This window comes from Streptomyces sp. NBC_01431, from assembly GCF_036231355.1.
Taxonomy (GTDB): domain Bacteria; phylum Actinomycetota; class Actinomycetes; order Streptomycetales; family Streptomycetaceae; genus Streptomyces.
The window spans coordinates 270,056-286,914 of record NZ_CP109497.1; the positions used below are offsets into that span (position 1 = coordinate 270,056).

The 16,859-nt window shown below is 68.3% G+C and carries 18 protein-coding genes and 1 pseudogene; 17 read left to right on the top strand and 2 right to left on the bottom strand.

Annotation, left to right across the window (positions count from 1 at the left end):
- Positions 1-18: 18 nt before the first annotated feature.
- Positions 19-1,185, top strand: a complete 1,167-nt coding sequence (locus OG522_RS38665; protein WP_329468126.1) for an oxygenase MpaB family protein — start codon at positions 19-21, stop codon at positions 1,183-1,185.
- 40 nt (positions 1,186-1,225) lie between these two features.
- On the opposite strand, the gene OG522_RS38670 is transcribed toward OG522_RS38665, so the two are convergent.
- Entirely contained in the window at positions 1,226-1,759 is a 534-nt protein-coding gene (locus tag OG522_RS38670) for a 4'-phosphopantetheinyl transferase family protein (RefSeq protein WP_329468629.1), read from the bottom strand.
- A 479-nt stretch (positions 1,760-2,238) separates the two neighbouring features.
- Positions 2,239-2,653, bottom strand: a pseudogene (locus OG522_RS38675) (transposase); the annotation flags it as partial.
- Between the two features lie 484 nt (positions 2,654-3,137).
- On the opposite strand from OG522_RS38675, the gene OG522_RS38680 reads away from it, so the two are divergent.
- The 16 genes from OG522_RS38680 to OG522_RS38755 all read left to right on the top strand — a co-directional run bounded on the left by OG522_RS38680 (position 3,138) and on the right by OG522_RS38755 (position 16,658).
- Complete coding sequence (locus OG522_RS38680) at positions 3,138-3,821, top strand: helix-turn-helix transcriptional regulator (protein ID WP_329468127.1); 684 nt, start codon at positions 3,138-3,140, stop codon at positions 3,819-3,821.
- 90 nt (positions 3,822-3,911) lie between these two features.
- Positions 3,912-4,772 (top strand): LuxR family transcriptional regulator, encoded by an 861-nt coding sequence (locus OG522_RS38685; RefSeq protein WP_329468128.1) that lies wholly within the window; start codon positions 3,912-3,914, stop codon positions 4,770-4,772.
- A gap of 393 nt (positions 4,773-5,165) precedes the next feature.
- Positions 5,166-5,921, top strand: a complete 756-nt coding sequence (locus tag OG522_RS38690) for an IclR family transcriptional regulator (protein ID WP_329468129.1) — start codon at positions 5,166-5,168, stop codon at positions 5,919-5,921.
- Positions 5,922-6,191: 270 nt separating this feature from the next.
- Entirely contained in the window at positions 6,192-6,941 is a 750-nt protein-coding gene (locus tag OG522_RS38695; RefSeq protein WP_329468130.1) for a thioesterase II family protein, read from the top strand.
- A 312-nt stretch (positions 6,942-7,253) separates the two neighbouring features.
- On the top strand, positions 7,254-7,505 hold the full coding sequence (locus OG522_RS38700; RefSeq protein ID WP_329468131.1) for an acyl carrier protein: 252 nt from the start codon (positions 7,254-7,256) through the stop codon (positions 7,503-7,505).
- Between the two features lie 41 nt (positions 7,506-7,546).
- Positions 7,547-8,797 (top strand): beta-ketoacyl-[acyl-carrier-protein] synthase family protein, encoded by a 1,251-nt coding sequence (locus tag OG522_RS38705; RefSeq protein ID WP_329468132.1) that lies wholly within the window; start codon positions 7,547-7,549, stop codon positions 8,795-8,797.
- Entirely contained in the window at positions 8,794-9,936 is a 1,143-nt protein-coding gene (locus OG522_RS38710; RefSeq protein WP_329468133.1) for a beta-ketoacyl-[acyl-carrier-protein] synthase family protein, read from the top strand. Before OG522_RS38705 ends, OG522_RS38710 begins: the two co-directional genes overlap by 4 nt.
- Positions 9,933-10,883: a beta-ketoacyl synthase N-terminal-like domain-containing protein gene (locus tag OG522_RS38715; protein WP_329468134.1), complete on the top strand. Its 951-nt coding sequence runs from the start codon at positions 9,933-9,935 to the stop codon at positions 10,881-10,883. The genes OG522_RS38710 and OG522_RS38715 overlap by 4 nt, the downstream gene beginning before the upstream one ends.
- Positions 10,883-11,740 (top strand): alpha/beta fold hydrolase, encoded by an 858-nt coding sequence (locus tag OG522_RS38720; protein ID WP_329468135.1) that lies wholly within the window; start codon positions 10,883-10,885, stop codon positions 11,738-11,740. The genes OG522_RS38715 and OG522_RS38720 overlap by 1 nt, the downstream gene beginning before the upstream one ends.
- 9 nt (positions 11,741-11,749) lie before the next feature.
- On the top strand, positions 11,750-12,742 hold the full coding sequence (locus OG522_RS38725) for a hypothetical protein (RefSeq protein ID WP_329468136.1): 993 nt from the start codon (positions 11,750-11,752) through the stop codon (positions 12,740-12,742).
- Between the two features lie 5 nt (positions 12,743-12,747).
- On the top strand, positions 12,748-13,833 hold the full coding sequence (locus OG522_RS38730; RefSeq protein ID WP_329468631.1) for a beta-ketoacyl synthase N-terminal-like domain-containing protein: 1,086 nt from the start codon (positions 12,748-12,750) through the stop codon (positions 13,831-13,833).
- 67 nt (positions 13,834-13,900) lie between these two features.
- Positions 13,901-14,176, top strand: a complete 276-nt coding sequence (locus OG522_RS38735) for an acyl carrier protein (RefSeq protein ID WP_329468137.1) — start codon at positions 13,901-13,903, stop codon at positions 14,174-14,176.
- A complete protein-coding gene (locus OG522_RS38740) occupies positions 14,173-14,586 on the top strand; it encodes a 3-hydroxyacyl-ACP dehydratase FabZ family protein (RefSeq protein WP_329468138.1) in 414 nt (137 codons plus the stop codon). Before OG522_RS38735 ends, OG522_RS38740 begins: the two co-directional genes overlap by 4 nt.
- A complete protein-coding gene (locus OG522_RS38745) occupies positions 14,583-15,080 on the top strand; it encodes a 3-hydroxyacyl-ACP dehydratase FabZ family protein (RefSeq protein ID WP_329468139.1) in 498 nt (165 codons plus the stop codon). Before OG522_RS38740 ends, OG522_RS38745 begins: the two co-directional genes overlap by 4 nt.
- Positions 15,081-15,132: 52 nt before the next feature.
- Complete coding sequence (fabG, locus tag OG522_RS38750) at positions 15,133-15,882, top strand: 3-oxoacyl-[acyl-carrier-protein] reductase (RefSeq protein WP_329468140.1); 750 nt, start codon at positions 15,133-15,135, stop codon at positions 15,880-15,882.
- Between the two features lie 59 nt (positions 15,883-15,941).
- Positions 15,942-16,658, top strand: a complete 717-nt coding sequence (locus OG522_RS38755; protein WP_329468141.1) for a 2-hydroxychromene-2-carboxylate isomerase — start codon at positions 15,942-15,944, stop codon at positions 16,656-16,658.
- Positions 16,659-16,859 lie beyond the last annotated feature (201 nt).

A 16,859-nucleotide genomic window follows, 5' to 3' on the forward strand; every position in this document is an offset into this window, starting at 1 on the left:
TCACCGCGAGGAGTCCCGATGGTCTACACCGAGCAGAGCCTGCAAGCGCTGCGGCAGGCGGGCGACGAGCTGGCCGACGCCACCGTGGCGACCCTGTTCGAACGCGGTGAGGTCGGTACGTTCAACACGCTCATGCGGTACGTCTCCACCGCGGGCCAGGAACTGCCCGACGGGCTGCCGGAGGTGGCCCGCGCATACCTCGATGAAACCAGTGCCCCGCCGTCCTGGGTGGACTGGGACGAGATGGAGAAGGCCCGGCTGTTCTTCATCGACAACAACGTGCACATCTCCACCGCCCTCTCGTTCGCGTCGATGCCCGCCTGCTACGTCCTGCCCCACGTGGCCAAGCTCCTCTCCACGACCCACGGGCTGAGTTACCCCTCCAAGCGGATGGCCGAGACCGGGCAGTTCACCGTCTACCTCATGCGGCCCGACGCCTTCGAAGCCGGCAGCCGTTTCATCCCCGCCGCCCAGAAGGTGCGCCTCCTGCACGCCTCCATCCGCCACCACCTGCGCCGCGAGAACCGCTGGGACACCGAGAAACTGGGTACGCCGATCTGCCAGGAGGACATGATCGGCGGGCAGATGATGTTCTCCATCCAGGTGCTCGACGCCCTGCACCGGCTGGGCATCCACATGAGCGACGAAGGCGCCGAGTCGTACTTCTACGCGTGGCGCGTGGTGGGCGCCATGCTCGGCATCGACCAGGCCCACGCACCACAGGACCTCGACCAGGCACGCCAGTTCTCCGACCTGTACATGACCCGCCACATGGGACCGTCCGAGGAGGGCGCCCAGCTGACCCGCCAGCTGATCGACCTGTTCGAAGAGGTCGTCCCCGGTACCCTCTTCGACCCGCTGGTCAGCGCTCTCATCCGCTACCTCATCGGCGACACCTGCGCCGACTGGCTCCAGGTCCCGCGCACCCGCTGGGACACGGCGGTCAAAGCCGCCCCCGCCCTCCTCGGCATCCTGGAGACGATCGAGGACAACTCACCCCTCGGCGCCTGGGCCCTGGACCGCCTGGGCCACCTGACCACCGTCTTCGAACTCAGCTCCCTGACCCGCGGCCGCGTCATGCACTACGCGATCCCCGAGCATCTGAGGAAGGAGTACGACGTCTCCTCGGCCATCCCCCGCACCCGGCGGTGGACCCCGCCAGGGCCCACCGTCGCGGGTCACTGAGCACCTGGATCGCTGACCCGCCACGGTGGGCACGGCTGCGTCACTCGTGTTTGTGGACCCGTACGGCTCCCGTCTGCCCGGCCCGTACGGCGAGGGCCCCTTGCCACGGCTCCGGCAGCGCCAGATCCGTCACCGACCAGAGCTCCGCGGCCCCGGCCCGCGCCCCGGCCTCGACGTCCACCGGGCCCACCGAACCGGGCCGGGTCTCCACCTCGGTGAGGTTGGTGGCGATGCCGATCCCAACGGCCTTGAGAACTGCCTCCTTCCGGGTCCAGCACCGCAGGAACTCCCGGTCCCGCTCCGGTCCTTCGGGGTGCGCCGCGAGGTGCTCCCTCTCGGATCCACTCAGGACCACGCGTGACAGCCGTTCCACGGGCAGGTTCCTCCGCTGCTCGACGTCCACGCCGACCGGTTCCTGGGACACCGCGAGCGCCGCACAGCCCACCGTGTGGGAGATGCTGATCCTCAATGAGGTGGCGGGCAGAAGAACCGCGGGTGGACCGTGATGGGCGTTCGCGCAGCCGGGGCAGGGCAGTCGACCGAGCTCTATGCCTTCGGGCGGAACGCCGAGCACCTCGCTCAAGATGCGGCGGACGGTGACGCGGGCCCCAGCGATCGCGGCTTTCGTGGCGGGGGACTTGGCGCGTGAGACGCGTTGGTTTTCGGCGTAACTGAGCGGGGCCAGGTCCTGCGAATGGACCGTAGCTGGAATCGGCCACCACCAAACATCGGCTATGGACAAGGAGGGACCTCCGATGTGATGCGGTCGGAATGTAATTGAAAATGGTACGACTGGCGTGCTGTACGTCATGCGGAGATGGCCGGAAGAGGACACCGTTCCGAGCGCTCCGGGCGATCTCGGCGCCCCCTTGACCGATCAGCGCCGTGAGGGCGTTTTGTATGCCTGACCTGTTACGGGAACCGTGCAGCTTGCTGCCACTGCGGGGCACTATCCAGGGCCCAGTGGGTCGTCTCGCGTGGTGCGTTTCTCGGGATTTCTTAGCAGGCGAGCATGGACATTGTGCACACTCGGGGCCGCCTCCTGGGTGTCTGGACGTGCAACTTGCTGCCGTTCTTGCCGCGATCGATCGGTTTCGGTTCAGCCCTCCCTGTCTTTTGCGCGACCACGGGCCGCGTCCACGATCGCCGCGATCCAGTCGGCCTCGCCCTGCGTCCCGGCCCCGTCCGGCACGGCCCGGTGCAGCCGATGCCACACCCCGGCCTCGGTCCACACCGTGAACCGGCGATGTGCCGTCGCCGCCGATGTGCCGAACGCGGCCGGCAGCTGCCTCCAGGAACACCCGCTGGTCAGTACGTACACCACTGCCGTGAACACGGCCCGCTCATCACGCGGCGCGGTCCCGCCCCCTTGCGGACGAGCGGCGAACGACGGCAGCAACGGGGCGGCCAGTTCCCACAGTTCATCAGGAACGAGCCGCTTCGAGAGGTAGGCACCCACGAACCGCATCATGCCGCACGAGCGGCACACCACGTGAGACATCAACTTGGTTGATCGCGAAATGGTTTGGAGAGTTGATTGACGGGATGTCAACTTGGTGATCGTTGACGGAAAGTGGGCGCGCCGACTAGCGTTCGAGCTCGATTGCGGCTGCCCGGGGGAAGGCCTTGAGCGGCTGATTCTCGCGATTCCGTCAGATGCCACCTGGGTGTCTCCCACCGGTAAACCTGCGGTTGATGCGGGAAGCGAAAAGGGCCTCGCAGCGCCGAATGACCCGCACCGGCAAGATCGTTAGGGCCGGGCAGGCTTGTTTTGCGCCGTTTGGCCATACGGGGGAAGTGGTGAAGTGGTGAACCGTACGTCTGCTGTGTCCACCCTCTTGCGTGAGGGCGAAGACATATCGGAATCCTTAATTCCGCGACGCTCTCCCACCAGGGGTGGCGACGACGTCGAGGGCGCGCTACTACGCGCGTACAAGCTCATTGAATCGACCATGACCAGCCACCGACGCCGGACGGCGCAGCGATCCGCGCTCACCCAGGGCGTCGAGCTGGAGACCGGCGAGGACGTGGTGGAGCACCTGGTCGGTCTCGCCAAGCGGTCCATCGGCGTGGTCCTGTCGGAACACAACCAACAGACGGAAGCGGTGTGTTCGGCCCTGGAAGGCCTGGGTGACGCGCGCCGCAAGGGGCTCGCTGTCCGGCTGCTGTGCACCCCGCAGGCACTGGGTGCCGCGGCCGTGCGCAACCTCGGACGGCGCGGCCCGGCGCCCGAGATCCGCGTCGCCGTGGCGCCGGTGCAGGAATCCCTCATCGTCGACGGGCGCCTTGCCCTCGTACCGGCGGACGGCCAGTCCGTCGGCGGCCGGGGCTCCACGGTGCAGGACCCGGCCGTCGTGCGGGTCCTTGAGTCGCTGTTCGCCGGCGCCTGGTCGTCGGCCATGTCGCTCGACGAGTACAACCGCCTCGGCGGACGGGCTCGCACGGCTTCGGCGCGCCGCATCCTGTGCCATCTGAGCACCGGACTCACGGACGACGTGGCCGCCCGCGCGATGGGTGTCTCGCTGCGCACCTACCGGCGTCACGTAGCCGAGATCATGCGCGCGCTCGGCGCCAACTCCCGCTTCCAGGCTGGTGCGAGGGCAGTCGAACTGGGATTGATGCCCGGCGCCGACTGATCTGGTACGGGCGGGCGGGGCACGCTCCCGCCCGCCCGACGAGCCATCGCACTAGTACTGCTGAGTCGCAGCGGGGGAGCAAGAGCGTCGATGAGTGCTGTCCAACCCAGGATGCACGAGCGTCCCGGAGAAGATGACGACCAGAGTGATACCACCACACGAGAGGACGAGTTCGAGCGGGCGCTCTTGGAGGTCCGCGCCCTGATAGAGGACACCGTCGCGAAATACCGGGATCAGGAGTCCCAGCAGCCGCTGGTCACCTCCTTGGAGCCGGACGATGCGACCGTGATGGCGAAGACCGCCGAAATAATCGGCCAGGCCCGGCGCAGGGTCGATGTGATCCTCGCCGCCGACGCCGCCCGCTCGCGTGGCGTCGACGGGTTGTTGCGCGATCTCGCCGCGGCGCGCGGCGAGGTGCAGATCAGGGTGTTGCGCACGCGGGCCACGCTCGGCCGGGAGTTCGTCCAGGACTACCGCGAGGCAACCGGGAACATCGACGTGCGGATCGCCCGTATCCCGGTGCTCGACTGTGTACTGGTCGACGGAACGGTTGCCCTGGTGTTCGCCGAGTCCACCATGGGCCCGAGGGCCTCCGTCACCTGGGCGGCCGGCGTGATCGCGACCCTGTGCACACTGTTCACCGCGGTGTGGCGCAATGCCGTCTCGGTGACCGACCGGATCGACTTCGGGGACCGCACCCGTACGGAGTTCGCCCGGCGGATACTGAGCTGTCTGCACGCGGGAGTGACCGACGAGGTCGCTGCCAGGGAACTGTCGGTGTCCGTTCGCACCTACCGAAGATACGTTGCCGAGATCATGGAGCTGGTCGGGGCCGACTCCCGCTTCCAAGCCGGTGTCTACGCCGCTGAGCTCGGACTGCTGCCGACATCACCGGCCCGCGCCCCCGAGCGGGGGCAGCCGACCGGCGGCAGCACTGGCACCTTCCTGTAAAGGCCGTTGCGACAGTTCAACAACGGCGGATAGAAAGCGATTCAGGAATTTCGATTCCTTGGATTCCCGTGTTTCCCGGTGATTCGCCGCGATTCACTTTCGGAGTCCCGTCTCCCGGTCGGCCGGTCATCCCCGGACCGGCCGATGCGGGACGTGGGGCGCGGGCCCGGCGTTGCCCTCACAGCGTCGGGCCCGCGCATCCGCGCCACACGGCGGTGGCCGACCACGAAGCGCCGAACAACCGCTGTGTGGAACGCAGGCCTGGCGCACCGGAGTTGCTCGCTCCAAGGACGGTCCGAAGGTCCCCCCGGGGCGAGCTGATCCCATCCGAAGACGACACGAGCAGGCTGTTACCGTCCGCCGTGACGACAGCCGTGGCTGGAGATGGCGCACGTGACTACCTCGACTCCTGAGCGGGCGACGAGCACCGCCGCGACCTCCCGGCGGGCACTGAGCGGAGTGGGCGTTCTCGACAAGGCCTCGCTGCTGCTCGACGTGGTGGAGAGCGGGCCCGCCACCCTGGGCAAGCTGGTCGCCAAGACCGGGATCAAGCGGCCCACCGCACACCGCCTCGCGCTCGCCCTGGAACGGCTGGGCATGCTCAGCCGCGACGGGCACGGCCGTTTCGTGACAGGGCCACGGCTCGGCGGTCCCGCCAACCGGGCCTGGCAGGAGCGGCTGCTGCGCAATGCGGAACCCGTACTCGGCGAGATACGCGACCGCACGGGCGTGGACGTCCGGCTCTATCGCCGTCAGGGCGAACTCCACACCTGCGTATCCTCCGCCGAAGCAACCACCGACCCGCGCCGCAGTGTGCCGGTCGGTGCCATGTTCCCGATGAAGTCGGGCTCAGTCCCCCAGGTGCTGCTTGCCTGGGAGTCGCCCGAGGAACTGCACAGGGTGCTGCGCGGCGCCCGGTTCAGTGCCACCACGCTGGCCGGTGTGCGCCGCAAGGGATGGGCACAGTGCGTGGACGACTGGGACCCGGGAACGGTCTCGGTGTCGGCTCCCATCCGCACCCCGGACGAAGGAGTGGTCGCGGCCATCTCGCTGTCCGGGCCGCTGGTGCAGCTCTCCAGTACCCCGGGGCCGCGCTTCAGCAGGACCGTGCTCCATGCCGCCGCACACCTCAGCTCCCTGGCCCGGTAGGGCGTCCGGGCCCTCTGGCACGTTCCTGAAGAGATCATTGCGGCCTCCAATTCGCCTGGATACAAAGGATGTTGACGCCCCCCACGGCCTTTTGGCAGTGGGAGGCGGATGCTCCGGCGGTGGTCCCCCGAACTCGCACCGCCGGCGCCTCCCCGGGTGGTGCCGCGCCGCGTCGCGCAGGGCACGCCCGGGAGGAGGCGGGCAGGGACTCGGGCTCACCGCCCGAGAGACCGGGTCCTTGTCGGGGATCGACACTCTGAGGAGAAGCGGATGACCGTGACCACCGCCGCCCGAACCCCCTGGTTCATGCGGCACCCCGCGCCCCGGAAGGCGCGGAAGCGGCTGGTCTGTCTGCCCCATGCGGGCGGGACCGCGACCTTCTTCCACTCGTGGGCAGGAGCGGTGGGCGAGGACGTCGAGGTGCTGGCCACCCGATACCCGGGGCGTCAGGACCGGCTCGCCGAACCGTGTCCACAGGACATGGCCCCGCTGGCGGACGCCGTGGCCGAGGAGTTGGCGCCCTTTCTCGACGTTCCGGTCGTGCTGTTCGGGCACAGCATGGGCGCCTCGCTCGGATACGAAGTGGCCCTGCGTCTTGGACGCTCGCATCCCGGCCGGGTGGCCGGCCTTCTCGTGTCCGCCCGCGAAGCGCCGCACTGTGTCACCCCGAAAGAAATTCATCTCGGCAGTGACGATGAAGTGGTTGCCGAAGTGAAGAGGCTGGGCGGCGACGGTACGGACTTACTGGACGATCCTGACATCCGGGAGATCGTACTGCCGTCCGTCCGGGGGGACTTTCGCATCTCCGGAACGTATCGGGCGGCTGCTCCGGTTCCGGTGGACTGTCCGGTCTTCGGTTATGTGGGAGATCGCGATGCCGGAGTCTCAGAATCGGACATGCGCCGCTGGGCCGAGGTGAGCACAGGTGATTTCGGCCTGCTGATGCTGCCGGGTGGACATTTCTATCTCGCGACCCAGCGGGATGCCCTGCTCAAGGACATCTCCGTACGCATCGCCTGACGCTCTCCTTGAATGTGGAACGTGTCTGCAAAGGGTCAGGGTTGGCAGCTTCCTGACTGGCAAAATCAATCTCGTAATGCCCTCAGTGGACCTCTCACCTGCGGTGATGCGGCAAAGTTGGTTCCCTTTGGACGACTTCAAGCGCCTTGCGTGCGGCTGGGGTTGGATCTACTGTTCCAGGAAAGCGGCTCGAAAAATATGGGAAAGCCGCAGAATTCTCATCTCTCGCTCCCGGCGTTGCCGGCCCGCCTTCGGCCCGCGTCATTGCGATGAATCCCGAGCACCACAAGAATTGTGAGAGGTAACGTCACCATGGCTACTCCGACCGCCGAGCGTGCAGCGACCATCAAGGAAATCGTCTGCGAGATTCTGGAACTCGAGGAGGACGAGGTCACCGACACCAGCCTCTTCCGTGAGGACCACGACGCCGACTCGCTCCGCGCCATCGAGATCCTCGCCTCGCTGGAGAAGGAATTCAAGGTTGTCATCGACCAGTCCGAGCTTGCGCGCATGGTGAACCTGGAGGGCGTGTACGCGGTCGTTTCCGAGACTGCCGGCTGGTAATCACCTTTCGCTGTTCAAGCCGAGACTGGTTGGAGGATTCGATGACGACTCGCGCACGTGAGGGTTCGGCCATCACGGCCCACAGAGTGGTTCTTACCGGATTCGGGGTCTTCTCCAGCATTGGAGTGGGCGCCGCCGAGTTCGCCGAGGGGCTCCGCTCCGGCCGCAGCGGCGCGAAGCCGATCACGGCGTTCGACACCAAGGGGTTCGCCCACGCCAACGGGTGCGAGATCGTCGGCTTCGAGCCGGAGAAGTGGATCCGCAATCTCGATGTCGAGGAGCTCGGACGAGCCAGTCAGTTCTCGGTCGCGGCGGCACGCATGGCCATCGAGGACGCGGACCTCGATGTGGAGGTCCTCAGACAGCAGCGGGGCCTCATCTCCATCGGAACGACCGACGGGGAGTCCTTCGACCTGGACCATCTGGTGGAGAGCCAGATCGAGCACGGTCCCGAGCAGATGGACTCCACCATCGCCCGCCGGGTGCGGGCCGGGCGGCTCTCCGCGGCCGTCGCCCATGAGCTCCAGCTCACCGACGTCGAGGCCGTAACGATCCCGACCGCCTGCGCGGCGGGCAACTACGCGATCGGCTACGGCTTCGACGCGGTCCGCACCGGCGAGGTCGACTTCGCGCTCTGCGGCGGCGCGGACGCCATGTGCCGCAAGACCTTCGCCGGCTTCTACCGCCTGGGCACCATCGCACCGGAGCTGTGCCAGCCCTTCGACGTCGACCGCAAGGGCATCCTCACGGGCGAGGGCGCCGGCGTTCTCGTGCTGGAGAGCCTGGATTCAGCGCTCGCCCGCGGGGCCCGGATCTACGCCGAGGTGCTCGGATACGGCCTCAACTGCGACGCCTACCACCAGGTCGCGCCCAATGAGACCAGCGTCGGGCGCTGCATGGAACTCGCCCTGGAGAACGCCGGGGTCAAGCCGGAGGACGTCGACCTGATCTCGGCCCACGGCACCGGCACCAAGGCCAACGATGTCACCGAGGCCCGCGCCATCCGCCAGGTGTACGGCGAGGACACCCCGCGCACCATCTCGATCAAGTCGATGCTCGGCCACACCATGGGGGCGGCCAGCGCGCTCGCGGCCATCGCGTGCTCGCTCGCGATCGTCCACCGGTTCATTCCGCCGACGATCAACCACGTCACCACCGACCCCGAGTGCGAGGTCGACTGCGTGCCCAACGAGGCGGTCGAGGCTGACCTGCGGATCGTGCAGAACAACGGCCTGGCCTTCGGCGGCAACAACGCGATCGTGATCCTCGGCAAGTACGAGGAGGACCAGTGAGCCGCTGGCCGGTCACCGGAGTGGGCGCGGTCGCCAGCGTGGGCGACGACCCGGACGAGATCTTCCGCAATCTGTGCGACGGCCGGAGCGGCATCGGCACGCTGCGCGGATTCAACCGCGACTGGTACAACGCGGACCACCTGTACGAGGTCGACAACCGCGCCTCCCGCGGCGCCGACACCGTCGGCCGGGCCTCCGCGCTGCTCGCCGAGGCGATCGGGCAGGCGCTGCGGGACGCCGGGCTGCCGGAGGACCTGCGGGGCATCCCGGTGCTGATCGGCACGGGTCTTCGCGAACTCCGCTCGCTTGAGCTGTGGTGGCGCGACGGCGCCGACTTCGACGCCGCGCGCATGCACTTCGGCACGGCGCTGCGCGAGCGCTTCGGCGCCGACGACACCCACACCATCTCCAACGCCTGCTCGGCCTCGCTGTACGCACTCGCTCTCGGCATCGACCTGCTTGAGTGCCAGGAGTGCGACACCGTGGTCGTGGCGGGCGTGGACGTGATCACCGAGAGTATGTTCGGTCTCTCCGACCGGCTCCAGCTCGACCCACCGGACCGGCTGCGCCCGTTCGACCGCGACCGCAAGGGCACGGTCATGGGGGAGGGGGCCTCGGCGGTCGTGCTGCGTCGCACACCCGAGCCGGGGCAGGGCGCGATGTACGGCTGGGTCCGCGGCGTCGGCGTCAACTGCGACGCCTTCCACGCCACCGCGCCCGACCCGGGCGGCATCGCGCTCGCCATCCGGGAGGCGCACACCCGGGCCGGGGTCAAGCCTGAGGACGTCGATCTGGTGATGGTGCACGGCACCGGCACCCCGCTCAACGACGCCGCCGAGGCCACCGCTCTCGCCGACGTGTACGGACAGCACATCTCGGGCCCGCTGATGAGCGGCGTCAAGTCGATGACCGGGCACACCTCGGGCGCCTCCGGCGTCCTCAGCCTGATCGTGGCCCTGAAGGCGATGCGCGAACAACGCGTCCCGCCCATCACCGGCCTCGACCATCCGGCGCCCGAGACGGACGGCTTCCGGCTGGTGCGCGGTGAAGCGGTCCCCGCTCCCGTGAGGCTCGCCCAGGTCGATGCCTTCGGCTTCGGCGGTATCAACGCGGTTGCGGTAGTGGAGGCGGCCAAGTGAGCACGCTGGTGACGGGAGTCGGCCTGGCACTGCCCGGCGTCCGCTCCCCCGAAGACCTGCTGGGCCGGATCGAGGTCTCCGGCGACGCGGTCGACCCGGCGGCGCGGATCGGCAAGAAGGGCCTCAAGTACAAAGACAGAGCTACCCAGTTGGCGCTGTGCTGCGCCGACGAGGCGCTCCGGGACGCGGGGCTGTTCGGTGCGGACGGCCTGAGCGTGGACGGCGAGACGATCGCTGTGATCGTGGCGTCCAACTACGGGAACGTCGACACCGTCTGCTCGGTGGTGGAGACCATCGCGGCGGACGGAGCGGCGAGTGGCATCAGCCCGATGGACACGCCCAACGCGTCCAGCAACGTGATCGCCTCCACACTGGCGATCAAGTACGGACTCCGCGGCCCCAACCTCATGATCTGCAACGGTGCGACATCCGGTCTCGACGCCGTTCGCTGGGCGAACTCGTTGATCGCCGCCCACCGGGCCGACCGCGCCCTCGTCTTGGGCGTGGAGCCCGACAACGAGATCGTCCGCAGGCTCACCGGCGCCGATCACGTCATCGACGGCGCGGCCGCCATCGTCCTGGAACACCCGGCGGCGGCCGCCGAGCGCGGCGCCCCCGGGCGGGCGGTGGTGGGCGCGAGCGTACGGACCGCGGGCGTGCGGGACTGCCTGGAGCGCCTGTCCGGTCCCGAACGGACCGTGCCGGCCGCCTGGTTCGGACCCGGGGCCGACGAAGGCCTCGACTCGGCTGTGCTCGGACCAGGCACCCCGCACCACGAACTCGCCGGAGTGTGGGGCGAGGAGTCGGCCGTTCTCGGTGTGCTGCAATGTGCCGGAGCCGTCGGCTGGTTCGCGGGCGGTGGCGCCGGACCGGTCTTCGCCCTGGCCGGCCGCGACCACGACGACGCCACCGCCGGCCTCGCACTGCTGCGGCCGGAACCCGTCTGATGAGCACCACGCTCGCGCCCGGACAGCCGACGGCGGGGCTCGCCCCGCTGCTCGTCCACCACCGCCCCGCGCTCGCCGGGGCGGCCGGCCCCGCCCGGCGCGGTCTGCTGCTGCACGGTCTGGCCAGCAGCCACACGGTCTGGGACCAGTTGCTCGACCGGCTGCCCGCCGGGGTCGAAACCTGGACCGCCGAACTGCCCTGGCGCGCCGACCACGTACTGCCCTGGAGCAGACAGCAGCAGCGCACCGACTGGATCGCTGCCGCACTCGACCAGGTGCCCGGCGGCCCAGAGGTGGTGGTCGCACACTCCTACTCGGCCAACCTGCTGCTCGACTTCCTGAGCCGGCAGGCGGCGGCGGGCTGCGACCCCCTGAGCCGGTACGGAATCGGCGGGATCGTCCTGGTCTCGCCGTTCTACCGCCGTGAGGCGGACGACTTCGCGTGGGATGCGATCTCCGGCATGCAGCGCGATTTCCTCCACATCATGGAGGAGGGGATACGGACCCACTCGGGACGTCCCATCGACCCCGAGATCCGGCTCCACATGGCGCGCCGGGTGTGCGAGCGGGTCGGCCCCTACGGCTGGCTGCGGTTCTTCGAGGTCTACCTGCGCACACCCTGGCTGCGTACCGAACTGATCGGCGTACCCGTCGTGGTGGTCACCGGTCGGCAGGACTTCGCCTCCGCCGAGAGCGAGCGGCTCGCGGCGGACCTGCCCCGGGCCGAACTGCGCGTCATCCCCGAGTGCGGCCACTACCCGATGGCCGAACGCCCGGAGCTTTTCTCCGCCCTGGTCGGCGGATTCCTCAACCAGATCCCGATCCGGCTGCCGGATGCGGTGCGTGAACGAGCGTAGGAGCGATTGATGTCAGGAACTGCGGTGAAGGCACTGCTGAACGAGTCGACCACGGTGGTCCTCAGCCCCGGCTACGAGGGTGCGAACATCGGCACCATCATCGGCTTCAAGCATGTCAACTACCTGGTCGAGAAGGCCGTCATCGAACACTTCCGGCGCAACGGGCTGCCGGTTGGGCGACTGTACGAGGAGAACGGGCTCGGTTTCGACATCGTCGACATCGACTCCCGTCTGCAGACCGCCCTGGTCGTGGACGACCAGGCCTCGATCGAGGTGACGCCCAACAGCAAGGACGACGCCCGCGAACTCTCCTTCAAGGTCACCATCACCGTCGAGCGCGACGGCGCGCCGAAGAAGGCCGTCGCCTCCAAGGTCAAGGCCGTGCTGCGGTACGACGAGAACGACGTGCGCATGCTGCGCAGGCTGCCGGTGCCGGAGGGCCTTGAGCGGTTCGTGACCGCCCGGATCGGCGGCTCCGAGCCGGGGGCCGAGGTGCCCGCCGTCACCGAGCAGCTGATCTCCGGCGGCTCCGCCGAGAGCGATGCGGTCCTGGAGCAACTCCTCGCCGGCAAGAACGCCTACGGCTGGAAGTTCCGCATCCCCTACCCCTTCGTGCACTTCTTCGAGCGGTTGCAGATGTCGGGCTACCTGCGGCTGATGGAAGAGGCCAAGCACCGCTTCGTGGACGCGCGCGGCCTGTCCATCCGCAAGCTGCTCACCGAGCAGAACTGGATCCCGGCCGTCACCCACTCCCGGGTGCAGCTCCTCGACGAGGCACTCCTCGAAGAGGACCTCTACGTCGTCTACACGGTCGACAACATCTTCAAGAACCTGCTCTACACCTCTCGTCTGGACACCTACGTGGTCCGCGACGGGCGCCTGGTGCAGACCTCGACCGGCACCATCACACACGCCTACGGCGTGGTCGAGAACGGCAAGGAAGGCCGTCTGGTCACCTTCGACGAGCGCGTACTGAGCGCGTTCAACAACGAGCAGGCGTGAGCGAGATGACCTCGGCGGTGCGTGGGCCCGTCATATCGGGGTGGTCGGCGGTGTCGCCGTACGGCATCGGCCGTGAGGCCTTCGCCGAGGGCGCGCGTTCGGGCCGTACGACAGCCCTGGCGCTGGAGCCGGAGCAGTGGGACGGGCCCGACCAGAAGGCGTGTCTGGTACCCGGCTTCGTCAGCAAGGACGTACTCGGGCGCAAGGGCACCCGGTCCATGGACCGGGTGACCGGCCTCGCCGTCACCACCGTGCGCGAACTCCTCGCGGAGACCGGCCACGCGGCGGAGAACGGAGCGGATGTCGGCCTCGTGCTCGGCACGACCACCGGCAGTGCCCAGAGCATGATGGACATCACCCGCGACACCCTGGTGCACGAGAAGCCGTTCTACATCGACCCCTCCCACATCCCCAACGCGATCATGAACTGCCCGGCCGGTCAGTGTGCGATCTGGTACGGGTTGAAGGGTCCCAACGCGACGGTGGCGGGGGGTCGTTCGTCGGGTTTGCTGGCGTTGAATTATGCGCGGCGGTTGCTTGCGGCGGGGCGGGCTCGGACGGTGTTGTGTGGTGCGGTGGAGGAGTACTCGTCGGCTCGTTCGTGGCTGGAGTGGCATACCCGGGGTGACGATGAGTCGGATGTCGTGCTGGGTGAGGGCTGTGCGGTGCTGCGGCTGAGCCCGGCGGACGCGGTGGCCGAGGGCGAGCGACTGGCCGAGGTGCTCACCGTGGAGTCCGGGGTGGCACCGCTCGGCGCCGCCACCCAGACGCTGGCCGCGACGGTGCGGCGTGCGCTGCGGCGGGCCGGTGTGAGCCCCGCGGAGGTGTGGGCCGTGTCGCCCTCCGGGCCCGCGGGCGCGCTGGGACAGCAGGAACGGTCCGCCCTCGACGCGCTGTTCGGCGACCTCGCGGTGCGATGGGTGCCGCAGCCGGGACTGATCGGGGACACGGCCGCGGCGACCGCGGCGTTCCAGGTGATCTCGGTGCTCTCGGCCGCGCAGGACGATCCCGCAGCCGGTGGCCGGATCGCGCTGGTTACCTCCGTCGACCGCGACGGCGCGCTCGCCTGCGCCCTCCTGCGCATCTTCTGAGACATGTCCGCCGTCGGGCGGCGTGTCCCAATCGACAGACGTTCAACGGCGGTTGAAAGGAATTCCCATGGCCATTTCGCACTCCGAGGCCACCGTGACGGTGGAGCTGGACAAGGCACAACTCCGTCGGACGGTGGCGGACATCCTCGATGTGGATGTCGCGGACGTCGCGGACGACGCGAACTTCATGGAGGACCTGGAGGTCGATTCGCTGATGGCCCTGGAGGTCATCGTGGTGCTTGAGAAGCAGTACGGCGTCAAGTTCGCCGAGACCGAACTGCGCCAGGTGGCATCGCTCCAGCAGGCGTACGACCTGCTGGCCGAAAAGCTGAAGGCCCGGTGACGAGCACCGCTTCCCACGGCCCGGTGCGCGCCGCGACGGAGGTGGTCCGGACGGCGAGGGCCGGGGCTGGTGCGGATGCGCTGTCCTCGCAGGCCCGGTTCCGCATCGATCGAGGCGAACCGGTCTTCGCCGGCCACTACCCGGACTTCCCCATCTTCCCCGGTGTGTGCGTGGTCGAGTGCGTCCACCGGGCCGCCCTGGCCACCGCACCCGGCGCCAGCTCCCCGCTGTCGCTCGCCGCACTGGAGAGCGCCCGCTTCGTGGGCGCCGTCTTCCCCGGCGACGTACTCACCGTTGACGCCAAGTGGACGGCTGTCGAAGGCGGTTGGAAGTGCACGGCGACGGCTTCCACGGACCGCGGAGAGGCCGCGAAGGTGCGTCTGCGCTACGTCACGGGGGGAACGAAATGATCGACGCGGCCGGTATCAAGAGGACGCTTCCGCACCGGTACCCCATGCTGCTCGTCGACCGGGTGCTGGAGCTGGTGCCCGGCGAACGGCTCGTGGCGATCAAGGCGATCACCTGTAACGAGCCCTGGTATCAGTGGATCGGCGAGGACGCGGACCTGGAGCGGTTCGCCTACCCCCAGAGCCTCCTGGTGGAGTCATGGGGCCAGGCCGCCGGGATCCTCGCGGTCCACGGCGGCTCCGGCACCGAGGACGGCGCGGGACAGGTCATGCTGGCCGGCGCCATGTCCGGCGTCGACTTCCGGCGCCCGGCGTACCCGGGCGATGTGCTCGAACACCGGGTGCGGCTCCTTCGCGCCCTCACCGACACGGTGATCTTCGAGGGCGAAACGGTGATCGGCGGTGAAGTCGCCATGACGTTCGCCCGCATGGTCATGGCGTTCCGGCCCGGGGACCGGGTGCGAGTGCCGACGGGATCCGCGGGCGCCGTTCCGTAGCGAAGCAATACCAGGAGAGCCAGGAGAGCCAGGAGAGCCAGGAGAGAAGGACATGGCGGAGAACATCGAATCGAAGGTCGCCCTGGTCAGCGGCGGGTCACGCGGAATCGGACGGGAAGTCGTGCTGCGTCTGGCGCGCGACGGTTTCGACGTCGGCTTCTGCTACCAGTCCAATGAGCAGGCGGCAAGAAATCTGGAGAAGGAAGCAGCCGAACTCGGCGGCACGGCACGGGCGTTCCAGGCCGATGTCTCCCATGCCGACTCGGTGCGGTCGTTCGTGGCGCAGACCGAGCAGACACTTGGCCCCGTGGACCTGGCGGTGACGTCGGCCGGCATCACGAAGGACAACCCACTCCTGATGATGCCGGACGAGGACTGGCACAGGGTCATCCAGGTGAACCTGGACGGCGTCTACAACGTCTGTCGCTCCGTCATCTTCGAGATGATGAAGCGCAAGTCGGGCTCCATCATCAACATCTCGTCCGTGGCCGGGGTGTACGGCAACGCCACCCAGACCAACTACGCGGCCTCCAAGGCCGGCATCATCGGCTTCTCCCGTTCGCTCGCGAAAGAAGTCGGACGCTACGGAATCCGCGCCAATGTGGTGGCCCCGGGATTCATCGAGACCGACATGACGGCGGATCTCGGCGAGCGCACCACCAAGAAGGCGCTCCAGCAGATTCCGCTCAACCGCCTCGGCCGCGCCGACGAGGTCGCGGACCTGGTGTCCTACCTCGGCTCCGACCGAGCCTCGTACATCACCGGCGCCGTCTTCCAGATCGACGGCGGAATCACCATCTGACACGGCACCGCACCGACCGTTGCGGACCCCGAAGAGACTCTGAAGGCGGAACAGTCACCATGGTCAAGACGAAGAAGCCACCGCGATGGTACTTCTCGCTGCGCAGCCCCTATTCGTGGTTCGCCTGGCTGGACCTGATGGAGCGATATCCCGATGTCGCCGACGGGATGGAGTGGATCCCGTTCTGGGAGCCCGACGAGATCACCCAGCGGATGCTGGACGAGGCCGAGGTGGAACTCCCCATCGTCGCCATGTCCCGCGCCAAGAACTTCTACATCCTCCAGGACCTGTCCCGGCTGTCCAAGGCCCGTGGCCTGAAGATGACCGTGCCGATCGACAAGGATCCCAACTGGGAGATCTCCCACCTGGCCTATCTCGCGGCAGCTGAGGAAGGCCGCGGCCGTGACTTCGTCGCGGCGGCCTACCGGGCCCGCTGGCAGCAGGGGCGGGACATCACCGCCCGGGAGACGATCGGTGAGATCGCCGCCGAACTCGGCCTGGACGCCGAGCGGTTCGCCAACGCCGGCGACGATCCGGCATTGCGCAAGAAGGGCTTCGACTGCTTGGTCTCGTCCTACAAGGACGGCCTGTTCGGGGTGCCGTTCTTCGTGCACGGCCGGGACAAGTTCTGGGGCGCGGACCGGCTCACGGCGTATGTCGCGGCCTTCCGTGGCGAGCCCATCCGGAACGCCGGGGAATCCTGGCAGGATCATGCAGAGCTGCCGCTGTTCTCCACGGCCGGTGGAGATACTGGGCATGCGGGCGGCTGCGGATAGGCCGCCCCAGGTCCAGTCGTGCTGATACAGGTGACGGTCGGGGTCGGAGAGGTCTTCCGAGGGCGTGGTGCCCGGAAGCCCCATATCCGCCCCGATCGTTTCTCTTTTCCCCGGGCCGGTTTCTCACCGCTTGCCTCGAATTCAAGTAACCCGTCTGTCCGGTTCTCCACAGCCATGCTCATTTGAGGTGTTCAGCCATGT

What these genes read in the sequence shown, in the direction of transcription:
- OG522_RS38745 (WP_329468139.1), top strand. Translation starts at nt 14,583, where the DNA reads ATGATCGACGCGGCCGGTATCAAGAGGACGCTTCCGCACCGGTACCCC.
- OG522_RS38705 (WP_329468132.1), top strand. Translation starts at nt 7,547, where the DNA reads ATGACGACTCGCGCACGTGAGGGTTCGGCCATCACGGCCCACAGAGTG.
- OG522_RS38680 (WP_329468127.1), top strand. Translation starts at nt 3,138, where the DNA reads ATGACCAGCCACCGACGCCGGACGGCGCAGCGATCCGCGCTCACCCAG.
- OG522_RS38720 (WP_329468135.1), top strand. Translation starts at nt 10,883, where the DNA reads ATGAGCACCACGCTCGCGCCCGGACAGCCGACGGCGGGGCTCGCCCCG.
- OG522_RS38725 (WP_329468136.1), top strand. Translation starts at nt 11,750, where the DNA reads ATGTCAGGAACTGCGGTGAAGGCACTGCTGAACGAGTCGACCACGGTG.
- OG522_RS38755 (WP_329468141.1), top strand. Translation starts at nt 15,942, where the DNA reads ATGGTCAAGACGAAGAAGCCACCGCGATGGTACTTCTCGCTGCGCAGC.
- OG522_RS38695 (WP_329468130.1), top strand. Translation starts at nt 6,192, where the DNA reads ATGACCGTGACCACCGCCGCCCGAACCCCCTGGTTCATGCGGCACCCC.
- OG522_RS38685 (WP_329468128.1), top strand. Translation starts at nt 3,912, where the DNA reads ATGAGTGCTGTCCAACCCAGGATGCACGAGCGTCCCGGAGAAGATGAC.
- fabG (WP_329468140.1), top strand. Translation starts at nt 15,133, where the DNA reads ATGGCGGAGAACATCGAATCGAAGGTCGCCCTGGTCAGCGGCGGGTCA.
- OG522_RS38700 (WP_329468131.1), top strand. Translation starts at nt 7,254, where the DNA reads ATGGCTACTCCGACCGCCGAGCGTGCAGCGACCATCAAGGAAATCGTC.
- OG522_RS38730 (WP_329468631.1), top strand. Translation starts at nt 12,748, where the DNA reads ATGACCTCGGCGGTGCGTGGGCCCGTCATATCGGGGTGGTCGGCGGTG.
- OG522_RS38735 (WP_329468137.1), top strand. Translation starts at nt 13,901, where the DNA reads ATGGCCATTTCGCACTCCGAGGCCACCGTGACGGTGGAGCTGGACAAG.
- OG522_RS38665 (WP_329468126.1), top strand. Translation starts at nt 19, where the DNA reads ATGGTCTACACCGAGCAGAGCCTGCAAGCGCTGCGGCAGGCGGGCGAC.